Origin of the sequence: Propionicicella superfundia DSM 22317 (genome assembly GCF_000423465.1) — a bacterium.
GTDB classification, from domain to species: domain Bacteria; phylum Actinomycetota; class Actinomycetes; order Propionibacteriales; family Propionibacteriaceae; genus Propionicicella; species Propionicicella superfundia.
Genome location: NZ_AUIA01000011.1, coordinates 119,840 through 131,411 on the forward strand (window position 1 = coordinate 119,840; position 11,572 = coordinate 131,411).

The following is an 11,572-nucleotide window of genomic DNA, read 5'->3' on the forward strand; positions in this document are numbered from 1 at the left end:
CGCTAGGCTGATCTCCGATGATTAACGACGACATCTTCAAGGCCAACGACATTCGCGGTGTCGTCGGTGGGGCCGAGCCGCAGTGGGACGAGGACGGTGCCTTCGCCATCGGTGCGGCCTACGTGCACGTGTTCGGGCTGCAGGGCAAGCGCTTCGTGATGAGCCGGGACATGCGGGTGAGCGGGCCGCAGATGTCCGCGGCGTTCGCCGACGGCGCCCGATCCCAGGGCGCGAGCGTGGTCGACATCGGCCTGGCCAGCACCGACGAACTGTGGTTCGCCTCGGGGCATCTCGGGATCCACGGCGTCCAGTTCTCGGCGAGTCACAACCCCGCGACGTACAACGGCATCAAGTTCTGCCTGCCCTTCGCCGCGCCGGTCACTCCCGATGCGCTCCTCGAACTCACCGCGGCGTGCCGCACGGTGTTCCCGCCGGTCGACGAGCCGGGCACGCGCACCGAGCAGGATCTGCTCGGCGCCTACGCCGCGTACCTCCACGGGCTGGTCGACCTCTCCGGGATCCGCCGGCTGCGCGTCGTCGTGGACGCCGGCAACGGCATGGCCGGGTACACCACCCCGGCTGTCCTCGGGCCCCTCGGCATCGACATCGTCGGTCTCTTCATGGAGCTCGACGGCAGTTTCCCGAACCACCCGCCGAACCCGCTGGTGCCCGAGAACCTGCTGGACGCCCAGGCTGCCGTGCGGGAGCACGCGGCCGATCTCGCCCTCGTCTTCGACGGCGACGCCGACCGGTGCTTCATCATCGACGAGCGCGGCGAGGTGGTGAGCCCGTCGATCGTCACGGCGCTCATCGCGAGCCAGGAGCTGCGGCGCGAGCCGGGCGGCACCATCGTCATCAACACCATCACGTCGCGGTCGGTCGCCGAGGTGGTGTCGGCGGCCGGTGGCACCACCGTCGTGTCCCGCGTCGGCCACACGTACGTGAAGGCCCTGATGGCCGGCCACGACGCGGTCTTCGGCGGCGAACACTCGGCGCACTACTACTTCCGGGACTTCTGGGGAGCCGACACGGGCATGCTCGCGGCGCTCCACGTGCTCGCCATCGCCGGACGCTCCGAACGGCCGCTGTCGGAGCTCGTCGCCGAGTACTCCTCCTACGCGGCGTCCGGTGAGATCAACTCGGAGGTCGCCGACGCACGCGCCGTCATGGACGCGGTCGGGCTGGCCTTCGCCGGCCGCGGCGAGGCGGACTGGTCCGACGGGCTGACGATCTCGGGGCCCGACTGGTGGGTGAACGTCCGACCGTCCAACACCGAGCCGCTGCTGCGGCTGAACGTCGAGGCGCGCACGGCCGCCCACATGCAGGCACTGCGCGACGAGACGCTCGCGATCATCCGGGGAGGCACCGATGTCGCCTGAGTCGCTGTCCGAACTGCTGGCGATCCTCGCGTGCCCGAACTGCCACGCGAAGCTGGCCGTCGACTACGACAGGTACGAGCTGGTCTGCCTGTCCGGGACGTGCGGCCTCGCCTATCCCATCCGCGACGACATCCCGATCCTGCTCGTGGACGAGGCCCGACGCCCCGGCACGGCAACCTGACCCATGGACTTCGACGACGGACGCCTGGACGATCCGGTCGCGCTGACCATGGTCGACGCACGGCTGCGCGATCTGGCATCGGCCGGCGCGCGGCTGCGGATCGAGGCCGAGGCCGCCCAGGGGCCGATCGCGGCGCTGACCGAGCGGGACCGGCCCCGCGCCGTGCTGGCGCTGGGCACCGAGGCGCGATTCCTGCGGGCCGTGCTCGAGCCGGGCTGCCCCGTGCCGTTCGTGGCCTGGCAGGAGCCCACGCTTCCCGGGTGGGTCGGGCCCCTGGACATCGTCGTCGTCCTCGGTGCCGAGAGCAGGCTCGTCCCGAGCCTCGTCGAGGCGGTGCGCCGCGGGTGCCAGGTCATCCTGTCGTGTCCGCCCGGCGCGCCCGGCGGCGAGCTGATCGACGCCCGCTCGACGCTGCTCCCGGCGACGACGGCCGACCCGCTGGCCATGGCGATCGTGATGCTGTCCGCGCTGCACGGCGTGGGGCTGGCGCCGTTCGTCCACGTCCAGTCGATCGCCGACGCGCTGGACGGCGTCGCCGAGGCGTGCTCGGTGCACGCCGATCTCGTCTCCAACCCTGCGAAGGTGCTGGCATCCGAGCTCGCCGACGCCCTCCCGCTCGTGTTCGGGACCTCGGTGCTCTCGGCGCGGGCGGCGCGCCGCGTCGCCGAGGGGCTGCGTTCCGCCGGCGGCCGGGTCGCCCTCGCGGCCGACGCGCGCGAGTTGCTGCCGGTGGTCGAGGGCACTCCTGCCCGCGACCTGTTCGCCGATCCGTTCGAGGAGCACACCGACACGGCACCGGTCCTGCTCTTCCTCGACGACGGGCTCGCCGAGCCGAGCGTCCATGTGGAGACGCTGCTCGACGCCGCCGAGGCGCGCGACGTCCGCGTCAGCCGCATCGCCCGATCCGAGAACTCCGCGGTCGAGCGCTACGCGACGATGCTGCAGGAGGGCCTGTTCGCCGCGACGTATCTGCGGGTCGGTCTGGGGCGTGATGCCGGTGGCCCGACCTGGCATAATCGGCGCCCGTGAGCGCATCCGGAGGCACGAAGGCCGTCGTGGCGGCCATGACGGCGAACGCGGCCATCGCGGTCATGAAGTTCACCGCGTGGCTGCTCACCGGCGCGAGTTCGATGCTCGCCGAGGGCATCCACTCCGTCGCCGACACCAGCAACCAGCTTCTGCTCCTGCGGGGCGGACGGAGCGCCCGGAAGGCGGCGACCGAGGAGCACCCGTTCGGGTTCGGACGGGAGCGGTACGTGGCCGCATTCCTCGTCGCCATCATCCTGTTCAGCCTGGGTGGGCTGTTCGCTCTCTACGAGGCGTTCCACAAGTACGAGGAGGTCGTCTCGGGCCATCCGAACGAACTGCTCGAAGGTCCGTGGTGGTGGGTGCCGCTCGTGGTCCTCGTCGGGGCGATGGTCGCCGAGGGACTGTCCCTGCGCACCGCCATCCACGAGTCGAGCGGGGCGAAGGGGAAGCAGACGTGGTTCCGTTTCATCCGCACGTCGCGGCAGCCCGAGCTCCCGGTCGTGCTGCTGGAGGACACGGCCGCGCTGCTCGGCCTGGTGTTCGCCCTCCTCGGCGTCGGCCTGACGCTCCTGACGCACAACGGGCTCTGGGACGTCGCGGGCACGGCCCTCATCGGCGTCCTGCTCATCACCGTGGCAGGGGTGCTGGCGGTCGAGACGAAGAGCCTGCTGGTCGGCGAGTCGGCGACCCCCGAGGCGGTGCGCCGGATCGAAGCCGCGCTGACGGCCTCGGACGGCGTCCAGCGCGTGATCCACATGAAGACGCTCCACCTGGGGCCCGACGAGGTGATGGTGGCCGCGAAGATCGCCGTCGAGCCGACGGCGTCGGCGGACAGGGTCGCCGAGGTCATCAACACCGCCGAGGCCGCGATCCGGGCGGTCGATCCCATGGTGACGGCCCTGTACATAGAACCGGACATCTGGCACGGTGCCGATGCGGCGCCAACGGGTGAGGAGTCCTGAGATGCAGAAGGTACTGGTCCTCAACGGCCCCAATCTCGGACGGCTGGGCAAGCGCGAGCCGGCCATCTACGGGCATGCGACCCACGACGACCTCGCCCGCCATCTGGTCGGCACCGGTGAAGGCCTCGGTCTCGCCGTCGACGTGCGGCAGACCGACTCCGAGGCCGAGATGCTGTCGTGGCTGCACGAGGCGGCGGACGAAGCCGTGCCGGTGGTGCTGAATCCCGCCGCCTGGACGCACTATTCGATCGCCATCGCCGACGCCGTCGCGCAGGTCCCGGTCGTGATCGAGGTGCACATCAGCAACGTCCACGCCCGTGAGGACTTCCGGCGCCACTCGGTCGTGTCGCCGTACGCACTGGGCGTCATCGCCGGGCTGGGCCTCGCCGGGTACGACCTGGCGCTGGCTCACATCGCCGCAACGGGGATCTCCGCGGACGCCGCCGCGACCGGGGGAGCCGAGGAGGGAACGCGCGCATGAGCGGCACGACAGCCACCCTGACCGCCGCCGATTTCCGGGTCGCCGACCTGGGCCTGGCCGCGGCCGGACGCCAGCAGTTGGTGCTGGCCGAGAAGGAGATGCCCGGCCTGATGGCGATGCGGGAGCGGTACGCCGCGACGCAGCCGCTCCGGGGTGCCCGCATCGCCGGCTCGCTCCACATGACGGTCCAGACCGCGGTCCTCATCGAGACGCTGGTGGCGCTCGGGGCACAGGTGCGCTGGGCGTCCTGCAACATCTTCTCCACCCAGGACGAGGCCGCCGCCGCGATCGTCGTCGGCACGGGCACGCCCGCGGAGCCGCGCGGAGTGCCCGTCTTCGCCTGGAAGGGCGAGACCCTCGCCGAGTACTGGTGGTGTGCGGAGCAGATCATGACGTGGCCCGACGGCGCGCCGAACATGATCCTGGACGACGGCGGGGACGCGACCCTGCTCGTCCATCTCGGCGCCCGCTTCGCCCAGGACGGTGCCGTGCCGGATGAGACGGCGGACGACTCGGCCGAGTACCGCGTCATCCTCGACACGCTGCGTCGCAGCATCGCCGAACGGCGCGTCGACTGGCCGGCGCTGGCCGCGGGAATCCGCGGGGTGACCGAGGAGACCACCACGGGCGTCCACCGGCTGTACGAGCGGGAGCGCTCGGGATCGCTGCTGTTCCCCGCCATCAACGTCAACGACTCGGTGACGAAGTCCAAGTTCGACAACAGATACGGCATCCGGCACTCGCTGATCGACGGCATCAACCGCGCCACCGACGTCCTCATCGGCGGCAAGACCGCGGTCGTCTGCGGGTACGGGGACGTCGGAAAGGGCTGTGCCGAGGCACTCAGCGGGCAGGGGGCGAAGGTCGTCGTCACCGAGGTCGATCCGATCTGCGCGCTGCAGGCCGCGATGGACGGCTACCGTGTCGCCGTCCTCGACGACGTCCTGCCCGAGGCCGATATCGTCATCACGGCGACCGGGTGCCTGAACGTCGTCACCGCCGATCACATGGCACGCATGAAGGATCTCGCGATCGTCGGCAACATCGGCCACTTCGACAACGAGATCGACATGGCCGGCCTGGAGTCGCGCTCCGACGTGAGCCGCACGCCGGTGAAGCCGCAGGTGGACCTGTGGACGTTCGCCGACGGGCACACGGTCGTCGTGCTGAGCGAGGGACGGCTGCTGAACCTGGGCAATGCCACGGGGCATCCGAGCTTCGTGATGAGCACCTCCTTCACCAACCAGGTTCTCGCACAGATCGAGCTGTTCACCCGCACGGCGGAGTACCCGGTCGGCGTCCACACCCTGCCGAAGGCGCTGGACGAGGAGGTGGCACGACTGCACCTCGACCACCTGGGTGCGCGTGTCACGACCCTGACCGCGGAACAGGCCGCCTATCTGGGTGTGCCCGTGGAGGGCCCGTTCAAGAGCGACTACTACCGCTACTGACCGGCGCGCGCTCGCCGAGCGCTCTCAAAGTGCCGGTTTCGGGCGCGTTTCCGCGCATTCGGGAGCGTTCGGCGCACCTGCGGGACGTCGAACGGGCGGTCAGCCGCGCGGCGTCTGGAACGTCACGAGCCGCGCCGAGCCCGGGGCGAGGTCGGACCAGCCTCCGGTGAGGCCGAGCACGGCCAGAGCACTGGTGCGGAAGCCCTGCGCGAAGCCGTCGGCGCCTCCCCGGCCGGTCGTGGGCCCGACCGCTGTGCGGCAGAACATCTCGACGGTGGGCTGGTGCCCGACCACGAGGACGCGACGCGTCTCGGCCGGCACCTCCCGCAGCAGCTCGAACAGGGTGCCGGCGCCGCCGTGGTAGATGTCGTCGGCGTACTCCACCCGCACGGCCTGGACGCCGCCGTCGGCGAGCCGGCCCCACGTCTGCCGAGCCCTGATCGCCCCCGAGCAGTACACGAGGTCGAAGGCGAGCCCGGCGCCGGTCAGCCAGCGCGCGGCGGCGGCCGCGTCACGCCGCCCGCGGGAGGCGAGAGGACGCTCGATGTCGTCCTCTCCCGTGGACCACGACGACTTCGCGTGACGCATGACGGTCAGCAGACGCTCCACCGCGTCACCTCCATCCCACGGGGAGTTCACCCGCGGACGGAACCGCCCGCGAGGCCTGCACTCTGAGCCCGGCGCGGCGCCGGTTCTCCCCGCACACGGCGGCGAGGAAGTCCTCCGGCGGGACACCGGGCGGGGGCAGCGGCGCGGTGCGTCGCGACACCTCGTAGGCAAGACGCCCGAGGAGCGCCGTCCGGAAGCTCTTGCGCATCAGCCGGTCGCGCTGCAGGGCGGTCCGGGCCGCCGCGAACTGCTCGTCGGTGACACGGCTCATCTCCAGCGTCGCGGCCCACTCGACGAGGTGAGGCGGGATCTCCGGCAGGGCGCCCGCCGCGCGGGGTGCGCGCACGCGGATCACCAGCGTCCCGGCGAGGACGTCGCCGATCCGTTTCCCGTCGGGCTGGAGGATCGACACGATCGTGCCCAGCAGGAACCCGGTGTACAGGGAGTAGTCGACGAGCCAGAACGCCAGCCCGCGCATCAGCGCGTGCCGGAAGCGGATCGTGCCGCCGTCGTCGCGGACGGCCTGCAGCCCGACGACGTACGCGCCGGGGGTTCGTCCGCGCGTGAGGGTCTCGAAGCCGATCAGGTACCCGAACGAGATGATGATGTACCCGGCGAGGGCGACGGCCTGCTGGGCCGCGGCCGAGCCGCCGAAGGACGTCGTCAGCGTGTTCCAGCCCCAGGTGAGCAGGAGAATCGCGGAGATGTCGACGAGATCGGCGAGGATGCGGGTGGGGATCCGCGCCGGACGCAGGTCGAGCAGGACGGCGTCCCCCGTCACGATCTGGCTCACAGCGGCCAGCCTAACCGCCTCGGGTGCCGCCCCGCAGCGCGCGGGCCCCAGGTCCACGAACCGCCCCGGCCGTCGATAGGCTGGCCCCGTGGATGTGGACGCCTACGTACTGGAGCACCGCGACACCTGGAACCGGCTCGACCGCCTGGTGAAGCGGCAGCGTCCCACGGGCGCCGAAGCGGACGAGATCGTCGATCTGTATCAGCGCACGGCCACGCATCTCGCCGTCATCAGGGGTTCCACGTACGACCCCACGCTGGAGGCCCGCCTCTCGACGCTCGTCACCAACGCGCGCGCCGTCGTCACCGGCACGTCGGTGCCGCTCATGGCCGCGGTCGCGTACTTCTTCACCGCCACGTTCCCGGCGGCCGTGTACCGGCTGCGCTGGGCGTGGATCGCCATCGCCGCGGTCAGCGTCCTGACGGCCTTCGGCATCGGATACCGGGTCGTCACCGTCCCGGGCCTGGAGCAGACGCTCATCTCGCCCGAGGCTCTGCAGTCGCTCCTCGACCACGACTTCGCCGCGTACTACAGCGAGAATCCCGCGGGCGATTTCGCGGCCCAGGTGTGGCTGAACAACTCCGTCGTCGCCGCCACCTTCATGATCACGGGGATCGCGGTGTACCCGCTGGCGCTGGCGTGGTGGAGCAACATGCAGAACCTCGGCATCGTGGGCGGGCTCATGGTGGGCAACGGCCGGGCCGACGTCTTCTACGGACTGATCCTGCCGCACGGGCTGCTGGAGCTCACCTGCCTGTTCATCGCCGCCGCGGCCGGTCTGTCCCTGGCCTGGGCCGTCGTGTCGCCGGGCCCGCGGACACGGGCACGGGCGCTCGCCGAACAGGGACGCCGGGTCGGGGCGATCGCGGTCGGGCTCGCCTGCGCTCTGGCGGTGAGCGGCGTCCTCGAGGCGTTTCTCACGCCGTCCCGTCTGCCGGCCGCGGCGCGGCTGGCGATCGGCGCCGCCGTCTGGCTGGCCTTCCTGGCGTACGTCCTCATCCTCGGGCGGCTCGCGACCCGCGGCGGCGAGACGGGCGATGTCGACGCGGGGTCCGCCGGGTTCGATGCCCCGACCGAGGCGGCCTGAGGGGCGGGGCGCACCTAGACTGTGGCCATGACCGCAGAACCCCGCATCCGAACGCTCGCGGACGAACGCACCGAGGAGCGTCTCGACCCTCGCGTCGAGGAGGGTGATCACGATCGTTTCTCCCACTACGTCGAGAAGGCGAAGCTGACCGAGGCGATGGTCATGGGGACGCCGGTGATCGCGCTGTGCGGCAAGGTGTGGATCCCGAGCCGCAATCCCGACAGGTTCCCCGTGTGCCCCGACTGCCGGCGGGTCTGGGAGGGCCTCAAGCCCGGCGGGGACGATTCGGGCGACGAGTGACGCGCCGGCGACCGCTCATCGGGCGGTCGTCGGATATCGAGTTGCCCCGTCCGTCCGAACCTGATGGGCTGGCGGGCGTGTCCGAACGCTCCGGCCCGTCACGGGCGCTGACGATCAGCCTGCTCGTCTGCGTCCTCGCCATCGCGTTCGAGTCGCTGGCCGTGTACACGGTCATGCCGGTCGTCGCGAAGGAGCTCGGCGGCCTCGACTACTACGCGTGGGCGTTCACGCTCTTCATCATCGGGATGATGTTCGCGACCGTCGCCGCGGGTCGGCTCGCCGATCGCTTCGGCCCCGGGTACCCGCTGGCCGGCGGGCTGGTGCTGTTCGTCGTGGGCCTGCTCGCGGGCGGCTATGCGCCCAGTATGAGCGTTCTCCTGGTGGGACGGTTCGTGCAGGGGCTCGGCGCGGGCACGCTCAACCTCGCTGCGATGGTGCTCGTCGCCCGCCTGTACGCGCCGGTCGCACGGGCGCGGATCATGACCTGGATGTCGGCGTGCTGGGTGTTGCCCGCGTTCTTCGCGCCCGCCATCGGGGCGTGGCTGGCCACCCACTTCGGCTGGCAGTGGGTGTTCCGGGCGGTGGTTCCGGGCGTCGTGATCGCAGGAATCGTCTCGGCCCGCCCCGTCCTGCGGCTGGGCCGCTCGCTCTCTCCCGCGGCCCCCGACCCGGCGGTGCGTCCTGTTCCCGTGTGGGCCGCGGCGGCCGTCGCGCTGGGCGCGGCCGGCATCCAGCTCGCCGGGCAGCACCTCGAACTGGCGTCGCTCGCCTCCCTCGCCGTGGCGGTCGTCCTGCTGGCGGTCTCACTGCCGCGGCTCATGCCGCGCCGGCACGGGTCCGGTCGGGATCTGTGGACGGTGATCGGCGTCCGGCTGCTGGCCGCCGGCGCGTTCTTCGGCGCGGAGTCGTTCACGCCGCTGATGCTGACCGAGACGCGCGGACTGGACACGCTCGCGGCCGGCACCGCGCTCACCGTCGGCTCGGTCGGGTGGACGATCGGATCGTGGCTCCAGGCCCGGCCGTGGATCACGCTGCGTCGCGACCGGCTGCTGCAGCTCGGCGGCGTGGTGCTCTGCGGCGGCGTGTGCGCCATGGCTCTCGGGGCCTACCTCGCGACCGTTCCGCTCGTGGTCATGGCGCTCGCCTGGACGTGCTGCGGGCTGGGCATGGGACTGATCGTGCCCGTGACGACGCTGACGACGATCCAGTTGTCCGGCGATGCCGAGCAGGGCCGGAACAACTCGTCGCTGCAGGTCGGCGAGGCGCTCGGCAACAGTCTCTTCTCGGGTCTGGCGGGCACGATCTTCGCCGCCGTCCACGCGTCATGGCCCGTGAGCTCGACGTTCGGCGCCGTCATCGGCGCAATGGCCGGTGTCGGGCTGGCGCTGGTGATCCTGACGATGCGTCTGGGGCCGCTGGCCAACGAGGCGTCGGCGCCCGCCTGAACGACCTCAGCCGAAGAGGGCGATCGTCGCGAGGAGGGTCAGCACGAACGCCAGCACCGCTCCGATCGCCAGCAGCAGGTAGAACGTCCCGGTGTGCCGTTCCTTCGCCTTCGCGGGCGCATAGGACGAGTCGGGCCCGAGGTAGCTCTGCAGCAGCGATGCCGGGGTCTCGGCGGGCGTCGCGATGGGCCCGTAGCTGCCGACCATCGCGACGGGGCTGGGGTAGGCCGCCTCGGCGGGGGCCTGGACGCCGCTGCCGACGGACGGCGAGGGCGGTGTGCTGCCCGGACCGCCGAGGCCGACGGTGTAGGCGGGGGACTGCTGGGCCGGCCCCGCGCCCCCGGCCGGCGGCAGCGGGCGCGGGGTGTAGGTCTCCCCGCCGGGCAGCAGGTCGGCGATCTGATCGAACGCGGTCGCGACGACCTCGGCGGTCTGCGGCCGCCGGCCCGGCTGCGGCGACAGCGCGGCCGCGAAGAGCTGGTCGAGCATGGGCGGCGCACCGATGGTGTCGGCGATGGGCGTCGGGTCGACGTTCGGGTTTCGTGCGAGCAGGTCCGGCAGCGTCCGCACCGGGAACGGCGGCCGGCCGGTGAGAAGTGCGTAGGCGACGGCCGCGATCGAGTAGATGTCGGCCCGCTGGTCGAGGGCGCCGACACCGGTCGCCTGTTCGAGCGCCATGTATGCCGGTGTGCCCGCCGTCATCGTCGCACCCTGCTGGCCGACCATCTTCTTGGCGACGCCGAGATCGGCGAGCAGGACCCGGGTCTCGGCGCCCTCATGGGTGAGGAGGATGTTTCCGGGGGTGACGTCGCGGTGGATGACCCCGTTGCGGTGCAGCACCTCCAGCGCCCGCGCCGCCTCGGCGCACAGCCGCAGCGCGCGACCGGGTGCGACGAGATTGCGGCGCAGGTCTTCCAGCGAGCCGCCGTTGGCGAAGTCCATCACGAAGTAGGGGCGGCCGTCCTCGGCGGTGCCGATGTCGTAGACGCGGACGATGCGTTCGTCCTGGATCTTGCGCAGCAGCCGCGCCTCGGCGAGGAACCTGTTCCGGACGTCGTCGTTGGACGCCCAGTTCTCGGCCAGGACCTTCACGGCGACGTCGACGTCGAGGTCGTCGTCGTGCCCGCGCCACACGGTCGCGAAAGAGCCGGCGCCGAGCCGCTGCCCCAGTCGATAACGTCCGATCTTCACCATGACCCTCCTAGTGTCCCCCAAGGAGGCGGGAATTGCCGCACCGGATCCGATGGACAGACCACGGGGTTGGGATGTGACGTGTGCGACGAGGGCGTGGACGCCGGCGACGCGTCCCGGTCGATCGGCGAGGATGGGGTCGTGGGATTGAGTGAGGTCGACCGGATCATGTCCGCCTGGCGCACCGAGTTGCCCGGCCTCGATGTCGCCCCGCTGGCCGTGTTCTCGCGTCTGACGCGGCTCGCGCGGCACCTCGAGCTGGCCCGCCGGTCCGCGTTCGGCGGGCACGGGTTGGAGGAGTGGGAGTTCGACGTCCTCTCGGCGTTGCGTCGTGCGGGCGCACCCTACGAGCTGTCCCCGGGGGTGCTCGTGGAGCAGACGCTGGTGACGAGCGGCACGATGACCAACCGGATCGACCGGCTGGTCGGACGCGGCTACGTCGATCGCTTCCGGGACGCCGCCGACGGGCGGGCCGTCCGGGTCCGGCTCACCGAGTCGGGGCGGCAGGCCGTGGACGCGGCGATCGCCGGGCTCGTCGCCTACGAGCGAGGGTTGCTGGACGCGATGGACGAGCCGTCCCGGGAGGACCTTGCCCGACACCTCCAGACACTCCTGGATGGCTTCGAAGGAGCAGGTCCGGACCCTCGCTAGAGTGGCGTCACGC

At 71.5% G+C, this 11,572-nt stretch carries 13 protein-coding genes; 10 read left to right on the forward strand and 3 right to left on the reverse strand.

Features of this window, described 5'->3' with window-relative positions; translation table 11 throughout:
- Nucleotides 1–17 precede the first annotated feature (17 nt).
- Genes G555_RS0100555 through ahcY form a run of 6 tightly spaced genes read left to right on the forward strand, consistent with a single transcriptional unit; the run spans nucleotide 18 to nucleotide 5,483 of the window.
- Nucleotides 18–1,379, forward strand: a complete 1,362-nt coding sequence (locus G555_RS0100555; RefSeq protein ID WP_028707372.1) for a phosphohexomutase domain-containing protein — start codon at nucleotides 18–20, stop codon at nucleotides 1,377–1,379.
- A complete protein-coding gene (locus G555_RS0100560; protein ID WP_028707373.1) occupies nucleotides 1,369–1,560 on the forward strand; it encodes a Trm112 family protein in 192 nt (63 codons plus the stop codon). Before G555_RS0100555 ends, G555_RS0100560 begins: the two co-directional genes overlap by 11 nt.
- A 3-nt stretch (nucleotides 1,561–1,563) precedes the next feature.
- On the forward strand, nucleotides 1,564–2,589 hold the full coding sequence (locus tag G555_RS0100565; RefSeq protein ID WP_028707374.1) for an SIS domain-containing protein: 1,026 nt from the start codon (nucleotides 1,564–1,566) through the stop codon (nucleotides 2,587–2,589).
- Entirely contained in the window at nucleotides 2,586–3,551 is a 966-nt protein-coding gene (locus tag G555_RS0100570; protein ID WP_028707375.1) for a cation diffusion facilitator family transporter, read from the forward strand. Before G555_RS0100565 ends, G555_RS0100570 begins: the two co-directional genes overlap by 4 nt.
- A gap of 1 nt (nucleotide 3,552) precedes the next feature.
- The gene (gene aroQ / locus G555_RS16975) at nucleotides 3,553–4,032 is read left to right on the forward strand and encodes a type II 3-dehydroquinate dehydratase (protein WP_051208023.1); all 480 of its coding nucleotides are present in this window, start codon (nucleotides 3,553–3,555) and stop codon (nucleotides 4,030–4,032) included.
- Nucleotides 4,029–5,483: an adenosylhomocysteinase gene (gene ahcY, locus G555_RS0100580; protein WP_028707376.1), complete on the forward strand. Its 1,455-nt coding sequence runs from the start codon at nucleotides 4,029–4,031 to the stop codon at nucleotides 5,481–5,483. Before aroQ ends, ahcY begins: the two co-directional genes overlap by 4 nt.
- Nucleotides 5,484–5,582: 99 nt before the next feature.
- Here ahcY and G555_RS0100585 read toward each other — a convergent pair whose 3' ends face one another.
- Nucleotides 5,583–6,092, reverse strand: a complete 510-nt coding sequence (locus tag G555_RS0100585) for a SixA phosphatase family protein (RefSeq protein ID WP_036920485.1) — start codon at nucleotides 6,090–6,092, stop codon at nucleotides 5,583–5,585.
- Nucleotides 6,093–6,096: 4 nt separating this feature from the next.
- Entirely contained in the window at nucleotides 6,097–6,885 is a 789-nt protein-coding gene (locus G555_RS0100590) for an RDD family protein (RefSeq protein ID WP_028707378.1), read from the reverse strand.
- Nucleotides 6,886–6,973: 88 nt separating this feature from the next.
- Here G555_RS0100590 and G555_RS0100595 point away from each other — a divergent pair, with 88 nt between their 5' ends.
- The 3 genes from G555_RS0100595 to G555_RS16980 all read left to right on the forward strand — a co-directional run bounded on the left by G555_RS0100595 (nucleotide 6,974) and on the right by G555_RS16980 (nucleotide 9,717).
- Nucleotides 6,974–7,972, forward strand: coding sequence for a stage II sporulation protein M (locus G555_RS0100595; protein ID WP_028707379.1), 999 nt, complete (start codon nucleotides 6,974–6,976; stop codon nucleotides 7,970–7,972).
- Nucleotides 7,973–7,999: 27 nt separating this feature from the next.
- Entirely contained in the window at nucleotides 8,000–8,272 is a 273-nt protein-coding gene (locus G555_RS0100600; RefSeq protein WP_036920488.1) for a DUF3039 domain-containing protein, read from the forward strand.
- A 77-nt stretch (nucleotides 8,273–8,349) separates the two neighbouring features.
- Complete coding sequence (locus tag G555_RS16980; RefSeq protein WP_169337838.1) at nucleotides 8,350–9,717, forward strand: MFS transporter; 1,368 nt, start codon at nucleotides 8,350–8,352, stop codon at nucleotides 9,715–9,717.
- Between the two features lie 6 nt (nucleotides 9,718–9,723).
- Here the strand turns inward: G555_RS16980 and G555_RS0100610 are convergent, their stop codons facing one another.
- On the reverse strand, nucleotides 9,724–10,911 hold the full coding sequence (locus G555_RS0100610) for a serine/threonine-protein kinase (RefSeq protein ID WP_028707381.1): 1,188 nt from the start codon (nucleotides 10,909–10,911) through the stop codon (nucleotides 9,724–9,726).
- Nucleotides 10,912–11,076: 165 nt separating this feature from the next.
- Between G555_RS0100610 and G555_RS0100615 the strand changes: the two genes are divergently transcribed.
- Nucleotides 11,077–11,559, forward strand: a complete 483-nt coding sequence (locus G555_RS0100615) for a MarR family winged helix-turn-helix transcriptional regulator (RefSeq protein WP_051208106.1) — start codon at nucleotides 11,077–11,079, stop codon at nucleotides 11,557–11,559.
- Nucleotides 11,560–11,572 lie beyond the last annotated feature (13 nt).